The sequence below is a fragment of the Pseudomonas saxonica genome, assembly GCF_007858365.1.
Lineage (GTDB): Bacteria > Pseudomonadota > Gammaproteobacteria > Pseudomonadales > Pseudomonadaceae > Aquipseudomonas > Aquipseudomonas saxonica.
This window is the reverse complement of the sequence record NZ_VFIO01000001.1, coordinates 753789-779543: the sequence shown is the minus strand read 5'-3', so window position 1 is coordinate 779543 and position 25755 is coordinate 753789. Positions and strand designations below refer to the sequence as shown.

The following is a 25755-nucleotide window of genomic DNA, read 5'->3' as shown; positions in this document are numbered from 1 at the left end:
TTCTACAGCGGCACATGCCGGCTGAGCAGCGCTCGGAGCGCCGCCGGCTTGACCGGCTTGGGCAAGTACTCAAGCCCTGCCGCATGAACCTGAGCAATCATCTCAGGCCGACCGTCAGCGCTGATGACAACGCCTGGCACAGGTTCGCCCAGCTCGGCTCGCAACCAGCGCATCAGGTCGGTGCCTACTTCACCCTCATCCAGGTGGTAGTCCACCAGCACCAACTGCGGACGAACCCCTTCATTAAGCAGTGCGGCGCATTCCTCGCGATTGCGCGCGGTCCAAACTCGGCAGCCCCATCGCGTCAGCAAGCTCTGCATGCCGATCAGAATGCTGTCTTCGTTGTCGACACACAGTATTTGAGCGCCTTTTGCGGTTTGGCCGTTTTGCTCGGGAACGTTCGGTTGTGGTGCTGTCTGGCTTTTGGCCAGTGGCACACGCACGCTGAATACACTGCCTTTTCCCTGCCATGAGCGCACTTCCAGGCTATGCCCGAGCACTTGGCACAAGCCGTCCGCAATGGCCAAGCCAAGCCCCAGGCCTTTCTCTGCCCGGGTCTGGTGACTGTCCAGGCGTTTGAATTCTTCAAAAATGACCTTGAGTTTGTCCTCGGGAATTCCGGGCCCTCGGTCCCACACTTCAAGAGAAAGCTCATTACCGCGTCGACGCACCCCCAATAGCACCGGCCCTTTGGCATAGCGGAAGGCATTGGTCAGAAAGTTTTGCAAGATACGGCGCAACAATTTGATGTCGCTGTTCACGCGCAGTCGACTGCCTCGCACTCTGAAACTCAAGCCTTGTTCCTTGGCCTGCGCCGTGAACTCGTTCCCCAGAGTGTCGAACAGGTCATTGATGGCGAAAGGCTTGATGTCGGGGGTGATTTTTCCGTTTTCCAGACGTGAAATATCCAGCAAGTCACTGATCAAGTCTTCGGCAGAGCGTAATGAACTGTCCAGATGTTGCACCAGCTTCTTCGCCTCCGGGCTCAGTTCCTCTTCCTGGTGAGAGAGCGCTGAAGAGAAGAGCCGGGCGGCATTCATCGGCTGCATCAGGTCATGGCTGACGGCTGCAAGGAAGCGGGTTTTTGACTGGTTGGCCGCTTCCGCTACGCCTTTGGCTTCGGTCAGCGCCTGATTGAGTTGTGACAGCTCATGGGTACGCTCAGCGACCCGCTGTTCAAGCCCTTCATTGGCTTCGGTAAGGGCTTGTTCGGCCTCGCGGAACGCAGTGATGTCGGTAAAACTCATCACGAAGCCGCCGCCTGGCATGGGGTTGCCGATCAGTTCGATCACCCTGCCATTGGGGAACAACCGCTCGGAAGTGTGTGCCCGCCCTTGACGCATCCAATGCAGGCGCCGGGCCACGTGTACTTCGGCTTCGCCGGGGCCGCACAAACCGCGTTCGGCATTGTGCCTAATGATGTCGGCAATCGGGCGGCCGACACTGATCAGTCCTTCGGGATAGTTGAAAAGCTCAAGGTAGCGACGGTTCCACGCCACCAGTCGCAGTGACTGATCGACCACACTGATGCCTTGAGTGATGTTTTCAATGGCGCCCTGTAGCAGGGCGCGGTTGAACTGCAAGACTTCCGAGGCTTCGTCCGCAATTCGCACAACATCCTCAAGCTGCATCTCCCGGCCTTCAATGGCCGCCTTGACCACCGCACGGGTAGATGACGCACCCAAGACCCCGGCCAGTAACCGTTCGGTATGAGCGATCCACTCACCGTCAGCATTTTGATTGGGGTTAAAGCCTTTGCCCTGACGATAGGCGAAGCGGATAAAGCTCTGGCGCGCCCGCTCTTCGCCTACAAAACGCGCAGCCAATGTCAGCAAGTCATTGATCTGCACTGACAGCATCGAACGCCCGCTGGGATGGCTGCTGATTTCCTGGCCGATAAAACGACCGGCCTGCCAGTGTTCCGAGACGCGGGTGCGCGACAGCACGGACACCCAGGCAAACAGTGTGAAGTTGCCGGCCAGTGACAGCACCACGCCCTGGGTCAGCGGAGTGATCGGCAAGCCAAGAGGGTTGCCGTGCAGCCACGCCAGCCCGGGGAAATGACTCAGGTGCCAGCCCAGGCTGTGGGCAATCAGCGGTAGCACCAAGGTGTAGAACCAGATAAAGGTTCCCGCTGCGAGCCCGGCGAAGACGCCTCGGCGGTTAGCTTGTTTCCAGTAGAGCGCGCCCAGCATGGCGGGTGCCAGTTGAGTCACGGCGGCAAAGGAAATTTGCCCGATGGTGGCCAGACTTGCTGTTGATCCCAATAAACGGTAGCTGACATAAGCCAGCAGCAAGATCACCAGAATCGACACGCGACGCACCGAGAGCATCCAGTGGCGGAAAACTTCAAAAGGGCGCTCGGCATTTTTATGGCGCAACAACCAGGGCAGCAGCATGTCATTGGACACCATGGTCGACAGCGCCACGCTGGCCACAATCACCATGCCGGTAGCAGCAGAAGCGCCGCCGATAAAGGCCAGCATGGCAAGTGCAGGGTGTGCTTGCGCCAAAGGCAGGCTGATCACGAATGAGTCGGGCAAAACCGAACTGGGCAAGAGCATTTGCCCGGCCAGTGCGATAGGCACAACGAACAGTGCGGCCAGAATCAGATAAGCGGGGAACACCCACTTGGCCAGACGCAGGTCCTGCGGTTCGATGTTTTCGACCACGGTCACATGGAATTGGCGCGGCAGGCAGATGATCGCCATCATCGCCACACCCGTTTGAACCACCATTGATGGCCAGTTGATGGTTTCTTTCCAATACTCCTCAAGGCGGGGTGCCAGCATGGCTTGATCGAACAAGTCCTCAAAGCCGTCATACAAGCCATAGGTCACAAAGGCACCCACGGCGAGAAAAGCGAACAATTTGACCAGTGCCTCAAAGGCTATCGCCAGCACCATGCCCCGGTGGTGCTCGGTTGAGTCGAGATTGCGAGTACCGAAGACGATGGTAAACAGCGCCAGAACCAGCGACACGATAAGTGCCGTGTCCTGAGCGCGAGTGCCGGTAGCGTCTGCGCCGGCGCCAATCAACAGGTTGACCCCCAGCACAATGCCTTTGAGTTGCAGGGCGATATAGGGCAGCACGCCCACCAGGCAGATCAACGCCACCACAATCGCCAGCGACTGGGATTTGCCGTAGCGGGCTGCAATAAAGTCGGCAATAGAGGTGATGTTCTCCTGTTTGCTGATCATCACCATCTTTTGCAGCACCCAGGGTGCGCACACTAATAAAAGCACCGGGCCTAGATAGATGGGTAAAAACGCCCACAATTGCTCGGCGGCCTGCCCGACGGCGCCGAAGAATGTCCAACTGGTGCAATACACCGCCAGCGACAAGCTATACACCCATGCGCGAACCCGCGGCGGCAGCGGTTTGCTGCGCCGGTCACCATAAAAGGCAATGGCGAACATGATGGCCATATAGGCCAGAGCAACGGCGGCGATGAGCCCGCTGGACAACGACATGGACACTCCTGAAGGTAAAAGACCGCTGCAATCCGGCGACGGCAGGCTAGTCTCGCATGATGCTTGATTAACGTCAGCGTCGACCAAGGTCTGAGCGTGGCGTGGGGTCGCAGGGTTGAAAGTGGAAGGCTGTATTCATATCTGCAAAATAGATAACAGTTAGAGAAATTACCCGTTTTATAGATATTCGATTTGGTTCTAGTCTTACGGCACCTCATACGAGGAACAGGAGGAACCCATGACTTACCCAAACAAAGCCAAAACAGTGTTGCGGCCATTTAGCCAACTGCAGCACCCACGTGAGGTGATCCGTCAGTTCACTCCGAACTGGTTCGCCGCCACCATGGGCACGGGGGTTTTGGCGCTGGCATTGGCTCAACTGCCTGTGCAGCTACCGGGTGTGCGCATGTTTGCCGAAGGGTTATGGCTCTTCAATATAGGTTTGTTCGTTCTGTTCAGTGCGCTGTATGGCGCGCGCTGGGTGCTTTTTTTTGATGAGGCGAGGCGCATTTTCGGCCACTCCACGGTATCGATGTTTTTCGGCACCATTCCGATGGGGCTGGCGACCATCATCAATGGTTTTTTGGTGTTCGGTGTACCGCGTTGGGGTGACGCCATGGTGCAGGTGGCCGAGGTGCTGTGGTGGATCGATGTGGCGATGGCGCTGGGATTTGGGGTAATCATTCCTTACCTGATGTTCACCCGTCAGGACCATACGATTGATCAGATGACCGCTGTGTGGCTGTTGCCGGTCGTGGCGGCAGAGGTGGCGGCGGCCAGTGGCGGACTGTTGGCACCCTACCTGACAGACACCGTCATGCAGTTCCACGTGCTGATTACCAGCTATGTGTTGTGGGCGTTTTCGGTACCGGTAGCCTTCAGTATTTTGACCATTCTGATTCTGCGTATGGCATTGCATAAGTTGCCCCATGAAAGCATGGCCGCTTCAAGCTGGCTGGCCCTGGGGCCCATCGGTACAGGAGCACTGGGCTTGCTGCTGCTGGGGGCTGATGCACCGGCGATTTTTGCCGCCAATGGCTTGGCGGGCATTGGTGAAATTGTCGAAGGCCTGGGGCTTATTTCAGGCGTGATTTTGTGGGGTGTGGGTTTGTGGTGGATCGTGATGGCCGCGATGATCACCGTGCGCTACTTCCGCTCAGGTATCCCGTTCAACCTCGGGTGGTGGGGCTTCACCTTCCCGCTGGGTGTGTATTCACTGGCCACTTTGCGCCTGGGCAGCGTTCTGCACCTGACCTTCTTCAATGTCGCCGGGTGTGTGCTGGTGCTGGCGCTGGCACTGATGTGGCTGGTGGTGGGCAAGCGCACGCTGGTCGGGGCTTATCGCGGAGAGTTGTTTGTTTCGCCCTGCATTGCTGGGCTTAAAAAGTAGGACGTATGCTCAGGTTCTGTATGAAAGTGCCTAACGTGGCATTTTGCGCGCAGAACCTGAGTAAGGTTGTGCCTTGAGTGTTACAACAGCACTCCAAAGAGAAAGCCTTCGGCGCAACGTGAGTACATGGATGATGAGTCACCCCTCGCAGTTCAGTTTGCTAAAGAAGCGTCGCTTCCTGCCGTTTTTCGTCACCCAGTCCTTGGGTGCACTCAATGACAACTTGTTCAAGCAGTCGCTGATTCTCGCCATTCTTTATAAGTTGAGCATCGAAGGTGATCGTGGCATTTGGGTCAATCTGTGCGCGCTGCTGTTTATAGTGCCTTTCTTTCTGTTCTCGGCGCTGGCCGGGCAGTTTGGCGAAAAATACGCGAAGGATCGATTGATTCGCCTGATCAAGCTGGGTGAAATCGCCATTATGGTGGTGGGTGCCATTGGCTTCGCTTTTGATCATCTCGCGTTGATGCTGGTGGCATTGTTTGCAATGGGCACACATTCGGCACTCTTTGGGCCCGTCAAGTATTCGATCCTGCCGCAAACCTTGCATGAGGATGAGCTGGTAGGGGGGAACGGCCTGGTTGAAACGGGCACCTTTTTGTCGATTCTGGCGGGAACCATCGGTGCTGGCATCATGCTCTCGTCGAGCAATTACACCGCGGTGGTTTCAGTGGTGATTGTCAGTGTCGCGGTGTTGGGTTATCTGGCCAGCCGCTCGATCCCGTCGGCACCTGCCGATACGCCGCACATACGTCTGAACTGGAACATTTTCAGTGCGTCATGGGCAACCTTGCGCATGGGGCTGAATCAGACGCCGGCGGTATCACGCTCCGTAGTGGGTAACTCATGGTTCTGGTTTGTCGGTGCGATTTACCTGACGCAGATTCCGGCTTACGCCAAAGACTGGCTCTACGGTGATGAAACCGTAGTCACCCTGATTCTTACCGTGTTTTCGGTGGGGATCGCCTTGGGATCCATGCTGTGCGAGAAGCTGTCGGGGCGTAAGGTCGAAATCGGGCTGGTGCCCTTTGGCTCCTTTGGCCTGACTGTTTTTGGTCTTCTGCTGTGGTGGCATTCAGGGCAGATGCCACAGAATATCCAGGCAAATGACTGGCTGGGTGTGCTGGGTTTTAGCCAGGCGTGGTGGGTGCTGCTGGATATTCTCGGGCTGGGCGTATTTGGCGGGTTTTACATCGTGCCGCTGTATGCGTTGATTCAATCGCGCACGGCTGAAAACGAACGTGCGCGGGTGATTGCCGCCAACAACATTCTCAACGCCCTGTTTATGGTGGTGTCAGCCATCGTCACCATTGTGTTGCTCAGTGTCGCCAAGTTGACGATTCCCGAGTTGTTCCTCGTGGTGTCGCTGATGAACATTGCGGTCAATGCTTACATCTTCAAAATCGTGCCTGAATTCAGCATGCGCTTTTTGATTTGGCTGCTGAGTCACTCCTTGTACCGGGTCGAACACAAAGGGTTGGACTCGATACCCGATGAGGGAGCTGCGTTATTGGTGTGTAATCACGTGTCGTTTGTGGATGCGCTCTTGATTGGCGGTGCAGTGCGGCGACCCATTCGCTTTGTGATGTATTACAAGATCTACAACTTGCCGGTACTCAACTTTATCTTCCGCACCGCCGGAACCATTCCGATTGCCGGGCGTGCTGAAGATGCCGCGATTTACGAGCAGGCCTTCAGCAAGATTGCCAAGTACCTCAATGAGGGGGAGCTGGTGTGTATCTTCCCGGAAGGCAAGTTGACCACCGATGGTCAGATCAACGAGTTCAAGGCCGGAGTAAGGCTGATCCTGGAACGCACCCCTGTGCCGGTGATACCCATGGCGTTGCGGGGGTTGTGGGGGAGCTTCTTCAGTCGCGACCCTAACAAGGGCGTGTTTCGACGGTTGTGGTCGCGGGTGACGTTGGTCGCGGGTGCGCCACTGACGCCAGAAGAAGCTACGCAAAAAGTATTGCGTGAACGGGTGATTGAGCTGCGGGGGCAGAGCCTGTAGTTGTTGCCGCAGGCTGCGAAAGGGTGTGAGGCGATCTTGAGACAGCAGATCGCTTCGCACCCTTTCGCAACCTTTGGCAGCGACTAAAGCCCGTTGTTTACGCGCTCATCTTGAGGCCGATCAAGCCGGCAATGATGAGGGCAACACTGGCCAGACGAAACAGCGCCATCGACTCGCCAAACAGGATGATCCCTGCGATTACTGTGCCGACGGCACCGACGCCGGTCCAGATCGCGTAGGCCGTGCCCAGCGGCAGCTCTTTCATCGCCAGCCCGAGCAAACCTAGGCTGACGGCCATGGCGGCGATCGTCAGAGCGGTCGGTAGCGGCCGGCTGAAGCCATCGGTGTATTTCAGGCCGACGGCCCAGCCAACTTCAAACAGGCCGGCGAAAAACAGAATAATCCAAGACATGGTGCCTCCATCAATTGATGGGGTCGTCCCCAGAATAATCACTCGATGAGTCGCGAGGTCGTCCTCGCAGTGGGCAAAATATGCCCGTAATTAATCTGACAGACAACCTCGGACTTTCATTCGGCAGCCCGGCGTTCCGCTACCAGGCGATCTTCCTTTTCACTCATGCGACGGAAATACGTCGACAGCAGTGCACCCGAAATGTTGTGCCACACGCTGAACAGGGCGCTGGGAACAGCGGCCAAGGGTGAAAAGTGTGCGCTGGCGAGTGCGGCGCCCAAGCCTGAGTTCTGCATGCCAACTTCCTGTGCCAGAGACTTGCGCTGGGCCAGTGGCAGCTTGAACAGGCGGCCCGTAAAGAACCCCAGCAAATAGCCAAAGCTGTTATGCAGCATCACCACGGCCATGATCAGTAAACCCGACTCAGCGATCTGTGCCTGGCTGGCGGCCACCACGGCAGCCACGATAATCACAATGCTGACGACCGAGACCAGTGGCAGTACATCGACCGCGAAACGCACACGCGCACCGAGCAGGCGCTGGGCCAGTACCCCGAGCACGATAGGCAGCAATACAACCTGCAAGATCGACCAGAACAGATCCATAAATGAAACTGGCAACCAGGCCGACGCCAGCAGCCAGATCAGAGCTGGCGTCAGTAGCGGGGCGAGTAGGGTGGTAACTGCGGCAATGGCCACCGACAGGGCAAGATCGCCCCGGGCCAGCCAGGTCATGACGTTGGATGAGGTGCCGCTAGGGCAGCAGCCGACGAGTATCACGCCCACGGCGATTTCCGGGGGCAGGTGAAACAATTGGCAGAGTAACCACGCCACGCCGGGCATGATCACGAAATGAGCAACCACGCCCAGTGCCACTCGCCATGGATGACGGGCGACTTCGGCGAAGTCTTCGAGTTTGAGGGTCAGGCCCATGCCGAACATCACCAAACCCAGTAGCGGGACGATGTAGCCTTTAAGGCCGACGAACCAACCGGGTTCGAAAAACGCCAACACCGCGAAAATCAGTACCCAGTAAGCGAAGGTATTGCCGACAAAGCGGCTTAGAGCGGCCAGTGCGCGCATGGTGGTCCTTTATTGTGATTATTGTGGGTGTAGCGACTGCCGCAGGCTGCGAAGGGGATGGGGAAGGCCCCTTGCGGCCGAAAAAGAAGCGAAGGCCCTGCGGACCTTATCGCAGCCTGCGGCAACGGCTACAACAGCGTGAGCCGTTAGATCCCTTGCGGGGTTTCTTCGCCGCCCAGCGCTTCAAACAGCTGCGGCAAGAATTCGCCGAAGGTCAGCATCATCAGCGTGAAGCTGGCATCCTGCTGGCCCAGATCGTCGTCGCCGCCGTCCTGTTCAGCCTGATCTTGCAGCAGGTCTTCAAACTTGAGGCGTTTGACCACCAGTTTGTCGTCCAACACGAACGACAACTTGTCTTGCCAGGCCAGGGACAGTTGAGTCACGACTTTGCCAGTGCTCAAGTGCAACTGGATTTCGTCGCTGGTCAGGTCCTGACGTTTGCAGCGAATGATGCCGCCATCTTCGTGGGTGTCGCGCAGTTCGCATTCGTCGAGGACGAAGAAGTTGTCGGCGGCTTTTTGCGTCTTGACCCATTCAGTCATCACCGCGCTCGGCGCAGTTTTCACCGCCAGCGGACGAACCGGCAAGGAGCCGATCACTTCACGCAGCGTCGACAGCAAGTCTTCTGCGCGTTTCGGGCTGGAGGCGTTAACCAGAATCAGACCTTGTTTCGGTGCAATGGCGGCAAAGGTTGCCGAGCGACGAATAAAGGCGCGTGGCAAGAAGGCCTGGATAATTTCATCCTTGAGCTGATCACGCTCCTTCTTATAGACCTTGCGCATTTGTTCGGCTTCGATCTCTTCGACCTTCTCCTTTAATGCATCACGTACAACGCTGCCTGGCAGGATGCGTTCTTCTTTGCGGGCGGCGATCAGCAGGAAGTCCTGGCTGACGTGAACCAGCGGTGCGTCTTCGCCTTTACCGAATGGAGCAACGAAGCCATAGGTGGCTACTTCCTGGCTTGAACACGGGCGGGCCGGTTTGGTGGCCAGTGCCGTTTCCAGCACCTGCGCATCAAAAGGCAGATCTTGGGTCAGGCGATAGATAAGCAGGTTTTTGAACCACATGGGGTGAATCACTCCTATATACAAAGGTGCATTATTCGCTTGATAGCCTTAATAGGCCAACCCTGCGCTAAGCCTTTGTCATCGTTAGAAAAATTATTTTAAAAAGTGCTTGCCAGACTATAGGTCGCTACGTAGAATGCGCGCCACACCGAGAGTGAAAGGGTGATTAGCTCAGCTGGGAGAGCATCTGCCTTACAAGCAGAGGGTCGGCGGTTCGATCCCGTCATCACCCACCATTCGCTCACAGTGTTACGCGCAGCGGTAGTTCAGTCGGTTAGAATACCGGCCTGTCACGCCGGGGGTCGCGGGTTCGAGTCCCGTCCGCTGCGCCATTTTTGTTACCACAAGCCCCTTGAACGCTTGTGGTTGGGGAAGCCCGCTGAATGCAGGCTTTTTCCTGAAAGGCTTCGATTCTGCAGTTCGCTGCGGAATCAAAGAGTGGGGCGTTGGAAACGGTAGTTTTAGAGAGTTTTGAAAAAAAACTCAAATAAAACAACCACTTACACAAAAAGTGTGAGAGAATGCGCCCCGCATCGAGAGTGAAGTGAAAGGGTGATTAGCTCAGCTGGGAGAGCATCTGCCTTACAAGCAGAGGGTCGGCGGTTCGATCCCGTCATCACCCACCATTCGCTTTCAATGTTACGCGCAGCGGTAGTTCAGTCGGTTAGAATACCGGCCTGTCACGCCGGGGGTCGCGGGTTCGAGTCCCGTCCGCTGCGCCATATTAGAGTCACAAGCCCCTTGAACGCTTGTGACACGCAATAAAGCCTGCCTTGTGCAGGCTTTTTTGTGCGCGTGTGTTTTATATGTGGGCAATCTGTAGTCGCTGCGAAGGGTTGCTCCCGGAGAGCGCCGACGACTGCTTTGAAGCCTTCGGCAGCGTCTCCAGGTGAATTTTCAGAAATCCCAGCGTGTGCTCACCATCACATTGCGTGGATCACCGTAGTACGACGAGTTGTAAAAGCCGATATTGGTGTAATACGATTTGTCGAACACGTTGTTAAGGTTGACGGTGGCCGACAGGTTTTTCGAAATCTGGTAGCGCGCCATCAAATCAACCAGCCAGTAGGGATCTTGGGAAAACTTTTCTTGGGTGCCACCTTTGTTCCAGTTGGTCAGCACTTGCCAGCCTGTGCTCTGCCAGCGCACGCCGCCGCCCAAGGTCAATTTGTCGAGATCACCCGTCAATTTGTAGCTCGTGTACAGATTGATTTGATCCTCGGGCTCCCAGGTCGAGACCTTTTTACCGCTTTGATCACGGCTGACTTTGTGCGTATAGCCCGCTTGCAGCTGCCAGCCGGGCAGTAGCTCACCCGATATTTCAGCTTCGTAGCCCTTGGTTGTGGCTTTGATGCCTTTGTAGGCGTATTCAATGTCGGGGTTGGTCGGGTTGCCGTTGTAAGAAGTGTCTGCCTCTGGTCGGTTATCTTGGTGTACTTCAAAGTACGCAAGGCTTGAATTCAGACGACCGTCATAGAATTCACCTTTTAAACCCAGCTCATAGTTCGTGCCTTCATCGGGCTCAAGCATCTTGTTGTCGCGATCACGGTAATAGGATTGCGGCAGGAAAATTTCCGTATAGCTGGCGTAGGCAGAAATATTCTCGGTGAGATCGTAAATAACCCCGGCATAAGGCAGCACTTTGCCGGTGTCTTTGGCCTGGCTGGTGCCGGTCAGGGTGTAATCGGCAACCCGGGTTCCCAGCAATAGGGTCAAGTCGTCTGTCAGGCTAAAGCGCCCGGTCATATAGGTGCCGGTCTGGCGCGTGGTTTCATCGTTGTAAGACGTGACTGCGCCCCAGTCTGGCTCAAGCGCGTCGCCTTTCCAGTTGTAGTAGTCATAGGCGTTGTCGACCATCTTGGCGTTGGTGTAATCCTTGCCCGTCCAGTGAGATTTGGCCACCGAAGCGCCAATCACTAATTCATGTTCACGTCCCAGCAAGCTGAACGGCCCCGTGGCAAACAGATCGCCGCTGTCGCTGACGTATTCGCCGGTATATTTGCGGGCGAGAATAGGGGCCAGGCCGGTGGTTACATCCGGGTCGAGCAAGGCCCCCAAGGGGGCGTTATAGCCATTGATTTGATGGTTGTACTGGCCTTTGACGACCCAGCCGTTTTCGAAGTTGTGTTCCAGGGTGGAGAACACGGTGCGCGTGTATTGCTTCCAGCTGCTCCATTTAGTGCCGTTATTGAAGGAGCGCGGGGTGCTGATGCGTTCACCTGCGGAGTTGAACAACGAGGCGCTGCCTGACCAGCTGGAACCTTTTGGGTTGTTGTCCTGATAGTCGGCGCCCAGGGTCAGCAGCGTGTCAGGGGTCAGGTCGATCTCAAGAATGCCGTAGTAAACCTCGCTGTCGCGCGAGTAGTGATCCATGAACGAGTGCTTGTCCTGATACGCCGCAACCGCGCGGCCGCGCACATTGCCACTTTCTGTCAGCGGGCCGCTGACATCGATTTCCGAGCGGTAGTTGTCCCAGGAACCGGCCCCAAGATCCACGTGAGCCTTGAACTCGCGGGTCGGTTTTTTGCGCACCATATTGATCGTCCCGCCCGGCCCGCCCGCGCCAGTGAGCAAGCCTGTGGCACCCTTGATAACTTCAACCCGGTCATAAATCGCAGTGTCGGTCAGGGTGTGCCCAGCAGAATATTGCGCGTCTTGCAGTATCGGGATGCCATCGTATTGGAAGTTTTTGATCGCAAAACCACGGGAATAGTAGCTGGTGCGGTCGCTGTCATAGGTGGCTACGGTAATCCCAGGGGTGTGGCGCATCACATCATCAATCGAGTTGAGGCCGAAGTCGTCCATTGCCTGGCGCGTGACCACCGAGATGGACTGCGGGGTTTCGCGCGGTGTCAGCACCATCCGCGTCGCCGTGGCGATACTGCCAGGTGTGTAGGAGCCTGTACCTTCGGTAATTGTCCCCAACTGATTGGCGCTGACCTCGGTTGCGCCTAATTCCAATGCGCCGGCCACAGGCAATGGATCGAGCCGGTAGCCATTGGGCGTGTTGACAGCGGTAAAACCGGTACCGCGCAACAGTGCTTCGAAGCCGCCTTGCTCGCTGTACGTGCCATGCAGGCCGGGCGTCGTCAGATCTTGAAGGGTGTTGGACGGCACGATAATGGCGACCCCGGCCTGTTGCGCAAAGCGGTTGATCGCGCTGCTCAAAGGCCCGGCAGGAATGTCATAGGTTTGCACGGCCATGCTGGATTGTGCCTGGGCGTATGCAGGGCTCAGTACACTGGCAGTCGAAACAATAGCCATGTGAATGACCAGGGTCAGTGGTTTGCAGGAGTCGGGATTAAAGCGTCTGCGGAGGAGGGGGGAGGTCAACATGAAGAGCGCAATCCTTGATGGGTCTTTGTACCTTCCTTGACGGCTGACGCGAAAAAAGCGGAACGAATGCGAATTATTATTTTTTAGGTGGCGACTTTTGGCTGACCACAGTGAGCCACGGTGTGTAGGTATGAATAGTCAACGACAGGGTGTCTGCGACCAGTTGCAGGGCTCTGTCGGTATCGTCCAGCGGTAATACGGCGGACACACGCAAGTCGGAAAGTGCGGCACGGTCAAACTGAATATGGCCACGTCGATGGCGTGAAATCTCATCCAGAACGTGTGGCAGCGGCTGGTTTTCCACCACCAGTTGGTGGTGCAGCCAGGCCTTGTTAATGCTGGCCGGGTCAATGTCACCTGCGAGTTCGACAGCGTTGCGGCGGATCAGCGCTTGTGAGCCTGCGCCCACTTCCAATGTGCGTTGTTCGTCGGCGCTTTGTGCCGCGACACGCGATTGCAGCATGCTTAGCACAGTAGTGTCCGGCAAGTGTTTGACCACAAAACGTGTGCCTAGAGCGCGCATGCTGCCCTGTTCGGTGTGCACGATAAAAGGCCGGGTGTTGTCGTGCGCCACTTCAATCAGTATTTCGCCCTGCAACAAGTCGATGCGTCGCAAGGTGCCATCGAAGTGCAGATTGACTGCGCTGGTGCCGCTGAGGGTAATCGTGGAGTTGTCAGGCAAGCGCAAGGTTTTCCAGTCATTGGGGCCGGTGCTGATGTCGGCCATCCACTGCTCGGGGTAGTGGCTGCGCATCAGCAGGGTCAGCGGTAATGCCAGTGCAAACGCTAATAGAAGTGCCCTCAGTGTGTACTTATAGGGTTTCTTGGTGCTGAACGCTGCGTTCAGTGCCGCCTTGGCCGGTGCTGACTGCCCGCGCAGCGCCTGTAAACGGTTGATCACATGCTGCATGCGCAAGGCTGCAGCCTGATGCTTAGGGCTTTGTTGCTGCCAGCGGTCGAACTCAAGACGCAATGGTTCGCTGAAACCTTCTTCGTGCAGACGAAGGATCCACTCTGCAGCTTCTTCATCAATGGTTGGCTGTGAAGAGGGCATTACGTGTCCAGGCTATGGCTGCAATGCAACAAGGCCTGAATCAGATACTTGCGCACTGTACGGTCAGAAAGGCCCAGTTGGCGGGCGATCTCGCACTGGGTCATGCCGTCCAGGTAATACAGCACGAAAGCCTGTCGTGCCTTTTCGTGCATCCCTTCGAGAATAAACGCGATCTGTTCGAGTGCTTCGAGGGTGGTCAGAATTTGCTCGGGAGACTGGAAGCCTTCAAGGGCTTGGGCTGTAAGTGCCAGCTCTTGAAGGTAGGCGTTTTCAATTTTTTTGCGTCGAGACTGATCGATGATCAGGCGCCGCGCGGTGGTGCTCAAAAATGCGCGGGGTTCACGCAGGGTCGCGACTGATTCGCGAGCATTAAGTATCCGGGCGAAGGTGTCTTGTGCCAGATCGGCGGCATTGTGTGCGCAGCCCAGCTTGCGTCGCAGCCAGCCAAACAGCCAGCTGTGGTGCTCGCTGTAGAGCGCTGAAATGGCAGACTGAAACGCAGGTTCGCCCGAGGACATAAGGTGTGACTCAAACGTTATTGAGAATAATTACCAATTCTCAACGAAAGTGTCAGGTAAACGCAAGTCGTGCGAGCGGGATGCTGGCTACTAGTTTTTGGCGATCAGGTTGCCAGCGTGCAGCCCACATTCCTTTTGCGTGGCTTCTTCCCACCACCAACGCCCCTCGCGCTCGTGCTGGTTGGGCAATACCGGGCGGGTGCAAGGTTCGCAGCCAATGCTGATGAATCCCCGTTCGTGCAGGCTGTTATAAGGCAGTTCCAGCATGCGGATGTAACCCCAGACTTCCTCGCTGGTCATTTGAGCCAGTGGGTTGAATTTGTACAGGGGGCGCTCGGGTGTGGAGAATGCGCCGTCGATTTCCAGTGCGGCGACCTGGCTGCGAGTGCCTGGGCTCTGGTCGCGACGCTGGCCGGTTGCCCAGGCTTTGACCGTCGACAACTTGCGACGCAGCGGTGCGATTTTGCGGATGCCGCAGCACTCGCCGTGACCGTCCTTGTAGAAGCTGAACAGGCCTTTTTCTTTGACGAACGGTTCCAGTTTGGTGTGATCCGGTGAGATCAGCTCAATCTGGATGTTGTAGTGCTCGCGCACTTGGTCAATAAAACGATAGGTCTCAGGGTGCAGGCGACCGGTGTCGAGGCTGAACACCTTGACGTTTTTATTGATCTTCCAGGCCATGTCCACCAGCACCACGTCTTCGGCGCCGCTAAAGGAGATCCAGAGTTCGTCGCCGAAGTGTTCAAAGGCGAGTTTAAGAATGTCTTGCGGTGATTTGCTGGCGTATGTCGCGGCGGTCTGTGCGACGTCGAACGGATGGCTCATCAGGCGGCTTCCTACAGTGAATGGCGCTGGGCGCTCTCTAGTGGGCGAGATGTTAGCAAAAACCGCGGGCTACAGGGTTCGCAGCGTATCGAGCAATACCTTCACCTTAGTGATGGATTCCTGATATTCGTCTTGCCAGTGGGAGTCGGCCACAATGCCGCCGCCGCCCCAGCAGCGTGCATGGCCATCCTTGACCAGCACGGTACGGATAGCGATAGAGCTGTCCATTTCGCCGCGCACATCCAGATACAACAAGGAGCCGCAGTAGATGCTGCGCCGTGTGGGTTCCAGTTCGTCGATGATCTGCATGGCGCGGATTTTCGGGGCACCGGTAATCGAGCCGCCGGGAAAGCTGTCGCCGATCAGGTCCAGAGCATCCTTGCCGTCCGCCAGTTCCCCGGTAACGCTGCTCACCAAGTGATGAACGTTGGGATAGCTTTCGAGGTTAAACAACTCTGGCACTTTGACTGAGCCCGTACGGCAGGTGCGTCCCAGATCATTGCGCAGCAAATCAACAATCATTAAGTTTTCTGCACGATCCTTGGGGCTAGCCAGAAGCTCGGCTGCGTTGGCAGCATCTTCGGCGCTGTCTTTGCCTCGCGGGCGGGTGCCTTTGATCGGGCGGGTTTCAACTTGATTGTGGCTGACACGAACAAAGCGCTCAGGCGACAGGCTCAAGATCGCGTCGTCGCCAGTCAGGCTTATAAACCCGGAAAACGGCGTCGGGCATGCCTTGCGCAGAGCACGGTATGCCGCCCATGCGTCACCCTCGCAGGGGGCACTGAAGCGCTGGGTGTAGTTGACTTGGTAGCAGTCGCCCGCCTTGATGTAGTGATGGATCTGCGTCAGCGCTTGCTCGTAGTGGTGGGCACTGATATCGGCCTGCATGGGTTGTTTCAATGAAAAAGGGCGGTGGTGCGCGGCTGCTGGCTGGCTGAACAGGAGCGTCAGGCGTTCGCGCTCAGTCATCTCAACGCTGGGGTGAAATACCAATTGGCTGGTGGCCGCGTGATGGTCGCTGATCAGTGCCCAGGCATATAGGCCCAGTTGTGCGTCGGGCAGGTGCACATCGTCATGTGAGTGCGCGGGCAACTGCTCCAGTTGACGGCCGAAATCGTAGCTCAGGTAGCCGATCAAGCCGCCCGCAAAGGGCAGTTCGAGCCCGGTCGGCAGCGTGGCATTGCCGAGGTGCTTGAGGCTGTCGCGCAAGCGTTGCAGAAAATCGCGCCCTGACTCCTGCGGGCGTACGGCCAGTTCTTCGAGCGGCCAGGCACTCATCAGATCATAACGGCCACGGTCGGCAGTGGGCCGGCCGCTGTCCAGCAGCACAGCGCCGGATGCATGGCGAATGGCTGCAAAATAATCGGCAGGGTTGGCGCAGTAGGGCAGCGGGTGTACGGAGCAGGTCAACATGTGAGGCAGATCAGCCATCGGAGCGGGGGGCGGATTGTAGTCCTGAGTGCCAGGGCAACGCTAATCCCGTAGCAGCTGCCGAAGGCGGCGTTCGATTGCGAAGCGATCGTAAAACCTGAGAGCAGAGTTTAACTGATACACCGCAGCATCTGATTTTGCGACGACTGCGTCGTCGGACGCAGCCTTCGGCAGCTGCTACGGTTTTTAGTGTCAGTCTTTCGGGTGGATATGCCCAAACAACTCCTGAGCAAAGCGCACGCGCTCTTCCGGGGTTTCCTTGATGCCTTTTGCAGCCAGTTCTTCAAGGTGGGCTTCGACGGCGTGAGTGCGCAGCGTCAGGCCACAGTCGTTGGCAATCTGGATGTTCAGGCCGGGACGCGCGTTGAGTTCCAGAATCAGCGGGCCTTTCTCCTGATCGAGCACCATGTCTACGCCAATATAGCCAAGACCGCACAATTCATAGCAGCCCGCCGCCAGCTTCATGAAGCCGTCCCAGTTGGGCAGTTGCACGCCGTCTACTGCGTTGGTGGTGTCAGGGTGCTTGCTGATGATGTTGTTCAGCCATGTACCGCGCAGGGTCAGGCCTGTGGCCAGGTCGACGCCCACACCGATTGCGCCCTGGTGCAAATTGGCTTTGCCGCCCGATTGGCGGGTGGGCAAGCGCAACATGGCCATCACCGGGTAGCCCATCAGCACAATGATGCGAATATCCGGCACGCCTTCGTAGCTGATGCTTTTGAAGATCTGGTCCGGAATCACCCGGTACTCGATCAGCGCACGGTCACGGTGGCCGCCCAAGGAATAGAGGCCGGTCAAAATGCTCGAAATTTGATGTTCGATTTCTTCGTGGCTGATGATCTTGCCCGACACCGTTCGAAAGCGGTCTTCGAAGCGATCGGCAATGACCAGAATGCCGTCGCCGCCAGCGCCTTGCGCCGGCTTGATCACGAAGTCGGTCCGGCCCCCGATGATGTCGTCGAGTTTCTCGATGCCTTTCTCGGTGGAGATCACGCCGTACATCTCCGGCACGTGAATGCCGGCTTCGAGGGCGCGTTCTTTGGTGATGATCTTGTCATCCACAATCGGGTACAGACTGCGTTTGTTGTACTTGAGTACGTAGTCCGCATTGCGCCGGTTGATGCCCATGATGCCCCGGGCTTCCAGGGCCTTCCATGTCTTCCAGAGGCCAAACATCAGGAGTCAGCCTTCAGAAAGGCTTTGAAGCGCACCAGCTCGGTCAGGCGGTAGCCGCGATAACGACCCATGGCCAACATAAAGCCCACGAGAATAAGCAGCACGGCCGGGAACGTGAACACGAAGTACACCAGTTCCGGGATGCTCATGACCAGATACGCCAAGGTGGCGGCAAACAGGGTGCCGATGGCGACTTTCATGGCGTGTCCGCCACCGCGCTCTTCCCACGTGATCGACAGACGCTCAATGGTCATGGTCAAAATCACCATTGGGAACAGAGCGACAGAGAGCCCGCGTTCAAGGCCCAGCTTGTGGCTGAACAGGCTGATGGCGGCGATTAGTATCACCACGAAGGTCAGCACGACTGAAAGTCGAGGCAGCATCTGCAGCTTCAAGTGCTCAAGATAAGACCGCAACATCAACCCGAGCGCCGTTATCACCGTAAACAGGATGATGCCAAACTCCAGTTGGGTTTCGCGGAACGCCAATGCAATCAGCACCGGGGTGAACGTGCCCAGGGTTTGCAGGCCGATCAGGTTGCGCAACACCAGAATCACCAACACGCCGATCGGGATCATGACCATGATCATGAACGTTTGCTGGGTTTGCAGCGGCAAGCCATACAGCGAGTATTCAAGGAAGTTGGCGTCCGTGTTCTCGTCGGTCAGCTTGGCCAGGCGAATGGCGTTCATTTCGCTGTTGCTCAGGCTGAACGTCACGTTGGCTTTCTTGCCGCCATCCACAGTGACCATTGGCTCATCGCCTGTCCACCACAGCAAGCGGTCAGCCGGCAGGCCTTGTTCGCCGGTTTCCGGGTTGAAATACAGCCAGTCGTTACCGTTGAAGCTGCGCAGCCACAGCTCTGGGGTTTGAGGCTGATCGGCGACCAGGCGGATGGTGTGCACTTTTTCCATCGGCACGTGGGCAATCGACAGCAGCAACTCAATGACTTGAGCTTTATGTGCGGTGGAAGGGTCGCCCGCCAGCAGCAGTTTTACGTTGTCATCGCTGGGGTTGTTGACCCGTTTGATGGTCTCGCTGATAAAGGTTTCAACATCGGCCGAGTGCTGGCGAATCGGTGCCAACAACGCTTCGGCGGCGATTTTTTCAGGGCCCTCGACAGCGATGCTGTCACGAAAGACGGGACCTTTGACCTTGGTTTTGTCGCCCGAGTAGCGCTTAGTCAGCACCAGGCGGTAATACAGGGTTTGCTTGCCACTGACCCGGCGAGCGGACCAGGTGACTTTGCGGTTGCCATCTACCCGGTTAACGCTCACTCCGTAATTATTGGAGATAAAGCTTTCATTGAGGCTCACGTAGTCGCGGTTAAGCGGCGGCACGAACATTTGAACCTTGACCGGATCTTTTGAGCTGGCGACGAACTCGACCTTGGCATCGATGTTCCACAGGTCGTCGGTAGCGTCTTCGGTCACAGGAATGCCGAGGGCGAAAATCTGGTAAGCAGTGATCGAAATCCCGAGTACCACCAGGATGGTGATCAAGATTTTCAAGTGAAGGGTTAGCGCACGCATTTCAATTACTCTGCGGTTTGAGCGTTGGCGACACAGGCAGGTTTGCCAGCAGCATATTTAAGACTTGGGTCGACCAGCGCATCAAAGCGTTTAAGCGCCTCGGAGCCGATCAGCAGCGGGTATTGGAACGCACTTCTGTCAGTCAAGTTCACTTCTATCGTACGTAAAGCTTTGCCCATACAAATTTCCAGATTGATCACCGGGCGCGACGTGTAGTTTTTGTCGGCTTGCGGGTCATAGTCACCTGAGCGGCGCTTGATCTTGCTGACGCGGGCCAGCGGGCGTTCTATGGGGTGCGAGTGGGCGTCATCGATGGCCAGATAAAAGCGTACCCAGCTCTCGCCATCGCGCTTGAAGCGTTTGATGTCGCGTGCGCTGAGTGAGGCGGTTTTAGCGCCTGTGTCGAGTTTGGCGGCTACTTGCAGGTCGATGCCCGCCAGTTCGGCGTATTCGTTGAGGCCGTATACGGTCTTTTCGCCACCTAGGCTCAAGCCCGATACGCACAGCAGGGAAAGAAGGGTCGGCAGGGTGAGAAATTTCATAAATCGGGGCGTGGTCTCTTGCAATCTTCAGTTCAAGGCGACTGGCAGGAGCGCAAGTGTCCTCGTGCGGCTGCCCTCTATAAAGAAGGTCAGGGCGGATGCGGCCGGCATTCTAGCATGATGGTTTTATGGCGCCAGCGTTGAGGCGGCTTGCGGGGCACGTGGGGCTTGTCGATACAACTAAGGTCGAACGATTGGATTGTCGACAATATCTATTTATGCTTTGACTATTACCGCCTTAATCGCTAGTTTTGGCGTTATTGATTTTCAAGGTGTCGACAATATGCTGCAAGCACTGGATTCTGAGCTGAACGTTCAGGACGATTCGGAAACCCTCTCCGAGAACGTCTTTCGGCGTATTCAGGCCGCTATTGTCAAAGGCGAAATTGCCCCCGGCAGCAAAATCTCAGAACCCGAACTTGCGCGTACCTATGGCATCAGCCGAGGCCCGCTACGCGAAGCCATTCACCGGCTAGAAGGGCAGCGCCTGCTGGTTCGCGTCCCCCACGTTGGCGCGCGAGTTGTGTCCTTGAGCCACGCCGAGCTGATCGAACTGTACGAAATCCGTGAGTCCCTTGAAGGCATGGCGTGCCGCCTGGCCGCCGAGCGCATGAGCGACGAAGACATTGCCGAGTTGCGCCGCGTGCTCGAAACCCATGAGCGCGATGAGGCGTTTCGAGCGGGTGTCGGTTACTACCAGCAGGAAGGGGACTTCGATTTTCATTACAAGATTATTCAAGGCAGCGGCAACCGCACGCTGACCCAAATGCTCTGCGGCGAGTTGTATCAACTGGTGCGCATGTACCGCATCCAGTTCTCGACCACGCCCAACCGCCCGCATCAGGCGTTTGCCGAGCATCACCGCATTCTCGATGCCATTGCCGATCGCGACGGTGAACTGGCCGAGTTATTGATGCGCCGCCACATAGGTGCTTCTAAACGCAATATTGCGCGTCATTACCAAGACAGCGCCCAGCAGACAGCCACTCCACGAGGTGAGTCATGAGTAATAAAAACAGTCCAGGCCAACGTTTCCGTGATGCAGTCGCCAGTGAACATCCCCTTCAAGTGGTCGGCGCGATCAACGCCAACCATGCGCTTTTAGCCAAGCGCGCCGGCTTCAAGGCGATTTACCTGTCGGGTGGCGGGGTGGCGGCGGGGTCTTTGGGCGTGCCGGATCTGGGCATCACCGGTCTTGATGATGTACTGACCGATGTTCGACGCATTACCGACGTGTGCGACCTGCCACTGCTGGTCGACGTGGACACTGGTTTTGGCTCCTCGTTTTTCAACGTGTCGCGCACCGTCAAATCGATGATCAAGTTCGGCGCGGCGGCGATTCACATTGAAGACCAGGTGGGCGCCAAGCGCTGCGGTCATCGTCCGAATAAAGAAATCGTCTCGCTGCAAGAAATGGTCGACCGCATCAAGGCTGCGGTGGATGCACGCACTGATGACAGCTTTGTGATCATGGCGCGCACCGATGCGCTGGCGGTGGAAGGTCTGGAGTCGGCGCTTGAGCGTGCGGCGGCGTGTGTGGAAGCGGGCGCAGACATGGTGTTCCCTGAAGCCATCACTGAGCTTGAGATGTACAAACTGTTCGCCAACCGGGTGAAGGCGCCAATTCTGGCCAATATCACCGAGTTCGGCGCGACGCCGTTGTACACCACCGAGCAATTGGCCAGCGCCGACGTATCGTTGGCGCTGTACCCGTTGTCGGCGTTCCGTGCCATGAACAAAGCGGCGGAAAACGTCTACGGCGCGATCCGACGCGACGGCACTCAGCAAAACGTCATCGACACCATGCAAACCCGCATGGAACTGTACGACGCCATCAACTACCACGCATTCGAGCAAAAGCTCGACGCGGTATTTGCCGGGAAGAAATAACTTGTCTTTCTCGTAGCAGTTGACGAGCTTTGCGAGGCTACGTCCGGCTGCGAAGCAGTCGTAAAACCGTAAGATTCACTATGCCTGAATGAACACGTTGTCTGGCTTGCGACCGCTGCGCGCTCGGACGTAGCCTCGCAAAGCTCGTCAACTGCTACGAACTACAAAAATTTGCCTTATCCCTAACAAATTCAAGATTGGAGAGCGCAATGGCCGAAGCAAAAGTATTGAGTGGTGCCGGATTACGCGGCCAGGTGGCCGGTCAAACGGCGCTGTCGACCGTAGGTCAGGAAGGCGCCGGGCTCACTTATCGAGGGTATGACGTCCGTGAGCTGGCAGCCGATGCCCAGTTTGAAGAAGTGGCTTACCTGCTGCTGTACGGCGAACTGCCTACCAAGGCCGAGCTGGCTGACTACACGGCCAAGCTCAAAACCCTGCGTGATTTGCCCCAGGCGTTGAAAGAAGTACTGGAGCGCATTCCTGCTGACGCGCATCCGATGGATGTGATGCGTACCGGTTGTTCGTTCCTGGGCAACCTGGAGCCAGAGAAAGACTTCTCCGAGCAACTGGACAAGACCAACCGCCTGCTGGCTACCTTCCCGGCGATCATGTGCTACTGGTATCGCTTCAGCCACGATGGCAAGCGCATTAGCTGCTTGAGCGACGAAGACTCGATTGGTGGCCACTTCCTGCACTTGCTGCACGGTAAAAAGCCGAGTGAGTTGCACGTCAAAGTGATGAACGTGTCACTCATCCTTTATGCAGAGCATGAGTTCAACGCCTCCACGTTCACTGCGCGTGTCTGTGCATCGACCCTGTCTGACCTGTACTCATGCATTACGGCGGCGATCGGCTCGCTGCGCGGCCCGCTGCATGGTGGTGCCAACGAAGCGGCGATGGAAATGATCGAGCGTTTCGGTTCGGCAGAAGACGCCGTTCAGGGCACCCTCGGCATGCTGGCGCGCAAAGACAAGATCATGGGCTTTGGTCATGCCATCTATAAGGACAGTGATCCGCGTAATGAAGTGATCAAGCAATGGTCGAAAAAGCTGGCTGATCAAGTCGGTGACACGGTGTTGTTTCCGGTGTCCGAGGCCATTGATAAAACCATGTGGGAACAGAAAAAATTGTTCCCGAATGCCGACTTCTACCATGCCTCGGCGTACCACTTCATGGGTATTCCGACCAAGTTGTTCACCCCTATATTCGTGTGCTCACGCCTGACAGGTTGGGCTGCCCACGTGTTCGAGCAACGAGCCAACAATCGCATCATCCGCCCGAGCGCCGAATACACCGGCGTCGAACAGCGCAAGTTCGTACTAATCGAACGTCGCTGACCAGCAGGGCGCCTCGTCACGCCTCAACGGCGGTGCGCCCTCAGACCTAACCGTGATCGAGCCCTACGCCATGAACACTGAATTTCGCAAAACACTACCGGGCACCCGCCTGGATTATTTCGACACCCGCGCGGCAGTCGATGCGATCAAGCCCGGGGCTTATGACACGCTTCCTTATACCTCCCGCGTGCTGGCCGAAAACCTGGTGCGGCGCTGTGACCCCGCGACCCTGAATGCCTCGTTGAGCCAGTTGATTGAACGCAAGCGCGACCTCGACTTTCCGTGGTTTCCGGCCCGCGTGGTGTGTCACGACATTCTGGGGCAAACCGCGCTGGTTGACCTCGCGGGTCTGCGCGATGCCATCGCGCAGCAAGGCGGCGACCCGGCACAAGTGAACCCGGTGGTACCGACCCAACTGATCGTCGATCACTCGCTGGCTGTGGAATGTGGCGGGAATGATCCCGAGGCGTTTGAAAAAAACCGCGCCATCGAAGACCGTCGCAACGAAGACCGCTTTCACTTTATCGAGTGGACCAAAAAGGCCTTTAAAAACGTCGACGTGATCCCGCCCGGCAACGGCATCATGCACCAGATCAACCTGGAGAAAATGTCCCCGGTGATTCAAGTGCGTGACGGTGTGGCCTTCCCCGACACCTGCGTGGGCACCGACAGTCACACCCCCCACGTCGATTCGCTGGGTGTGATAGCCATTGGCGTCGGTGGTCTTGAGGCCGAAAGCGTGATGCTCGGTCGGGCCTCATGGATGCGCCTGCCAGAAATTGTTGGCGTAGAGCTGACCGGCAAGCTGCAACCGGGTATTACCGCGACGGACATGGTCCTGGCGCTGACCGAGTTTCTGCGCAAACAAAAAGTTGTCGGTGCCTGGCTCGAGTTCTATGGCGAAGGCGCTGCGGCCCTGACATTGGGCGACCGTGCGACCATTTCCAACATGGCCCCGGAATACGGCGCCACAGCGGCAATGTTCTATATCGACCAACAAACCATCGATTACCTCAAGCTCACGGGCCGCGAAGACCAGCAAGTTCAACTGGTCGAAAATTATGCCAAGGTCAGTGGCCTGTGGGGCGACAGCCTCAAGGGCGCGCAATACGAGCGCAACCTGAGCTTTGATCTGTCATCCGTGGTGCGCAACATGGCCGGCCCGAGCAACCCTCACGCCCGTGTAGCCACCAGCGATCTGGCAGCCAAGGGCATTGCCGGTCAGTGGGACAATGTGCCGGGGCAAATGCCGGATGGCGCCGTGATCATCGCGGCCATCACCAGCTGCACCAACACCAGTAACCCGCGTAACGTGATTGCCGCCGGTTTGATCGCCCGTAACGCCAACAAACTGGGGTTAGCCCGCAAGCCGTGGGTTAAATCGTCGCTGGCGCCGGGTTCGAAAACCGTGGCCCTGTACCTGGACGAGGCGGGGCTGACCGATGAGCTGGAGCAGTTAGGCTTTGGTGTCGTCGGGTTTGCCTGCACCACCTGCAATGGCATGTCGGGGGCGCTGGACCCGAAGATTCAGCAGGAAATCATCGACCGCGACCTTTACGCCACTGCGGTGCTGTCGGGTAATCGCAACTTTGACGGCCGTATCCACCCTTATGCCAAACAGGCCTTTTTGGCTTCGCCGCCATTGGTCGTGGCCTATGCTATCGCCGGCACCATCCGTTTCGATATCGAAAAAGACGTGTTGGGACTCGATGCTCATGGCAATGAAATCCGTCTGAAGGACATCTGGCCGAGCGACGAAGAAATCGACGCCGTGGTTAAGGCAGCCGTTAAGCCTGAGCAGTTCCGTCAGGTCTATATCCCGATGTTTGCGATTCACGAAGACACCGGCCCCAAAGTTGAGCCGCTGTACGACTGGCGCCCACAAAGTACCTATATCCGTCGTCCGCCTTATTGGGAAGGCGCCTTGGCCGGTGCGCGTCCGCTCAAAGGCATGCGCCCGCTGGCGGTGTTGCCGGACAACATCACCACTGACCATTTGTCGCCGTCCAACGCGATCATGCTCGACAGTGCGGCTGGTGAGTACCTGGCGAAAATGGGCCTGCCCGAGGTCGACTTCAACTCATACGCGACGCATCGGGGCGATCACCTGACGGCCCAGCGTGCGACCTTTGCCAACCCCAAATTGTTCAATGAAATGGTCATCGAAGACGGCAAGGTCAAGCAGGGTTCTCTGACCCGCCTGGAGCCGGAAGGCCAAGTGGTGCGTATGTGGGAGGCCATCGAGACCTACATGGATCGCAAACAGCCGCTGATCATCATTGCCGGTGCCGACTATGGGCAAGGCTCGTCCCGCGACTGGGCGGCCAAAGGCGTGCGTCTGGCCGGTGTGGAAGCTATCGCCGCCGAAGGTTTCGAGCGCATTCACCGCACCAACTTGGTGGGCATGGGTGTGTTGCCGCTGGAGTTCATGCCGGGCACTGACCGTAAAACGCTGCAAATAGACGGCAGCGAAACCTACGATGTTATTGGTGAGCGCACGCCACGTGCCACGCTGACGCTGGTGATTACCCGTAAAAACGGTGAACGCGTCGAGGTGCCGGTGACGTGCCGCCTGGATACAGCTGAAGAAGTGTCGATCTATGAAGCCGGTGGCGTGTTGCAACGCTTTGCTCAGGACTTCCTGGAATCGGCCACGGCTTAATTGCAGTGCCGGGGCCAAGT

General features: G+C 57.0%; 18 protein-coding genes and 4 tRNA genes. 10 read left to right on the top strand and 12 right to left on the bottom strand.

Annotation, left to right across the window (positions count from 1 at the left end; all coding sequences use genetic code 11):
- Positions 1 to 2 precede the first annotated feature (2 nt).
- Positions 3 to 3473: a hybrid sensor histidine kinase/response regulator gene (locus FJD38_RS03645; protein ID WP_122784608.1), complete on the bottom strand. Its 3471-nt coding sequence runs from the start codon at positions 3471 to 3473 to the stop codon at positions 3 to 5.
- Between the two features lie 238 nt (positions 3474 to 3711).
- Here FJD38_RS03645 and FJD38_RS03640 point away from each other — a divergent pair, with 238 nt between their 5' ends.
- Together FJD38_RS03640 and FJD38_RS03635 are read left to right on the top strand one after the other, a co-directional pair.
- Positions 3712 to 4863 carry a TDT family transporter gene (locus FJD38_RS03640; RefSeq protein WP_122784607.1) on the top strand — a complete coding sequence of 384 codons (1152 nt, stop codon included), beginning with the start codon at positions 3712 to 3714 and terminating at the stop codon, positions 4861 to 4863.
- Positions 4864 to 4996: 133 nt separating this feature from the next.
- The gene (locus FJD38_RS03635) at positions 4997 to 6871 is read left to right on the top strand and encodes an MFS transporter (RefSeq protein WP_146384610.1); all 1875 of its coding nucleotides are present in this window, start codon (positions 4997 to 4999) and stop codon (positions 6869 to 6871) included.
- A 97-nt stretch (positions 6872 to 6968) separates the two neighbouring features.
- Here FJD38_RS03635 and sugE read toward each other — a convergent pair whose 3' ends face one another.
- The 3 genes from sugE to rdgC all read right to left on the bottom strand — a co-directional run bounded on the left by sugE (position 6969) and on the right by rdgC (position 9432).
- Complete coding sequence (gene sugE / locus FJD38_RS03630) at positions 6969 to 7283, bottom strand: quaternary ammonium compound efflux SMR transporter SugE (protein ID WP_122784606.1); 315 nt, start codon at positions 7281 to 7283, stop codon at positions 6969 to 6971.
- Between the two features lie 116 nt (positions 7284 to 7399).
- Complete coding sequence (locus tag FJD38_RS03625) at positions 7400 to 8365, bottom strand: bile acid:sodium symporter family protein (RefSeq protein ID WP_146383941.1); 966 nt, start codon at positions 8363 to 8365, stop codon at positions 7400 to 7402.
- 146 nt (positions 8366 to 8511) lie between these two features.
- Complete coding sequence (gene rdgC, locus FJD38_RS03620) at positions 8512 to 9432, bottom strand: recombination-associated protein RdgC (RefSeq protein WP_122784604.1); 921 nt, start codon at positions 9430 to 9432, stop codon at positions 8512 to 8514.
- A gap of 160 nt (positions 9433 to 9592) precedes the next feature.
- Between rdgC and FJD38_RS03615 the strand changes: the two genes are divergently transcribed.
- From FJD38_RS03615 to FJD38_RS03600, 4 genes are all read left to right on the top strand, one after another.
- Positions 9593 to 9668 (top strand) — tRNA-Val (locus tag FJD38_RS03615).
- 19 nt (positions 9669 to 9687) lie between these two features.
- A tRNA-Asp gene (locus FJD38_RS03610) sits at positions 9688 to 9764 on the top strand.
- A 218-nt stretch (positions 9765 to 9982) separates the two neighbouring features.
- Positions 9983 to 10058 (top strand) — tRNA-Val (locus tag FJD38_RS03605).
- Positions 10059 to 10077: 19 nt separating this feature from the next.
- Positions 10078 to 10154, top strand: a tRNA-Asp gene (locus FJD38_RS03600).
- 175 nt (positions 10155 to 10329) lie between these two features.
- Here FJD38_RS03600 and FJD38_RS03595 read toward each other — a convergent pair.
- From FJD38_RS03595 to rloA, 8 genes are all read right to left on the bottom strand, one after another.
- A complete protein-coding gene (locus FJD38_RS03595; RefSeq protein ID WP_146383939.1) occupies positions 10330 to 12768 on the bottom strand; it encodes a TonB-dependent siderophore receptor in 2439 nt (812 codons plus the stop codon).
- A 76-nt stretch (positions 12769 to 12844) separates the two neighbouring features.
- Entirely contained in the window at positions 12845 to 13822 is a 978-nt protein-coding gene (locus tag FJD38_RS03590) for a FecR family protein (RefSeq protein WP_146383937.1), read from the bottom strand.
- Positions 13822 to 14340, bottom strand: a complete 519-nt coding sequence (locus FJD38_RS03585; protein WP_122784601.1) for a sigma-70 family RNA polymerase sigma factor — start codon at positions 14338 to 14340, stop codon at positions 13822 to 13824. The genes FJD38_RS03590 and FJD38_RS03585 overlap by 1 nt, the downstream gene beginning before the upstream one ends.
- Before the next feature lie 90 nt (positions 14341 to 14430).
- On the bottom strand, positions 14431 to 15165 hold the full coding sequence (locus FJD38_RS03580; RefSeq protein WP_146383935.1) for a phosphoadenylyl-sulfate reductase: 735 nt from the start codon (positions 15163 to 15165) through the stop codon (positions 14431 to 14433).
- A gap of 69 nt (positions 15166 to 15234) precedes the next feature.
- A complete protein-coding gene (pabB, locus tag FJD38_RS03575) occupies positions 15235 to 16578 on the bottom strand; it encodes an aminodeoxychorismate synthase component I (protein ID WP_146383934.1) in 1344 nt (447 codons plus the stop codon).
- Between the two features lie 210 nt (positions 16579 to 16788).
- On the bottom strand, positions 16789 to 17772 hold the full coding sequence (locus FJD38_RS03570; protein WP_122784599.1) for an alpha-L-glutamate ligase-like protein: 984 nt from the start codon (positions 17770 to 17772) through the stop codon (positions 16789 to 16791).
- Positions 17772 to 19304, bottom strand: coding sequence for an osmotic stress tolerance membrane protein RloB (rloB, locus tag FJD38_RS03565; RefSeq protein ID WP_122784598.1), 1533 nt, complete (start codon positions 19302 to 19304; stop codon positions 17772 to 17774). Before rloB ends, FJD38_RS03570 begins: the two co-directional genes overlap by 1 nt.
- Before the next feature lie 5 nt (positions 19305 to 19309).
- A complete protein-coding gene (rloA, locus tag FJD38_RS03560; protein ID WP_122784597.1) occupies positions 19310 to 19846 on the bottom strand; it encodes a retropepsin-like aspartic peptidase RloA in 537 nt (178 codons plus the stop codon).
- Positions 19847 to 20129: 283 nt separating this feature from the next.
- On the opposite strand from rloA, the gene FJD38_RS03555 reads away from it, so the two are divergent.
- The 4 genes from FJD38_RS03555 (at position 20130) to acnD (ending at position 25735) form a co-directional block, all read left to right on the top strand.
- A complete protein-coding gene (locus FJD38_RS03555) occupies positions 20130 to 20852 on the top strand; it encodes a GntR family transcriptional regulator (protein WP_122784596.1) in 723 nt (240 codons plus the stop codon).
- Positions 20849 to 21736, top strand: a complete 888-nt coding sequence (prpB, locus tag FJD38_RS03550; RefSeq protein WP_122784595.1) for a methylisocitrate lyase — start codon at positions 20849 to 20851, stop codon at positions 21734 to 21736. Before FJD38_RS03555 ends, prpB begins: the two co-directional genes overlap by 4 nt.
- Positions 21737 to 21945: 209 nt before the next feature.
- Positions 21946 to 23073, top strand: coding sequence for a bifunctional 2-methylcitrate synthase/citrate synthase (gene prpC, locus FJD38_RS03545; protein ID WP_146383932.1), 1128 nt, complete (start codon positions 21946 to 21948; stop codon positions 23071 to 23073).
- A 70-nt stretch (positions 23074 to 23143) separates the two neighbouring features.
- Complete coding sequence (gene acnD / locus FJD38_RS03540; protein ID WP_122784593.1) at positions 23144 to 25735, top strand: Fe/S-dependent 2-methylisocitrate dehydratase AcnD; 2592 nt, start codon at positions 23144 to 23146, stop codon at positions 25733 to 25735.
- Positions 25736 to 25755 lie beyond the last annotated feature (20 nt).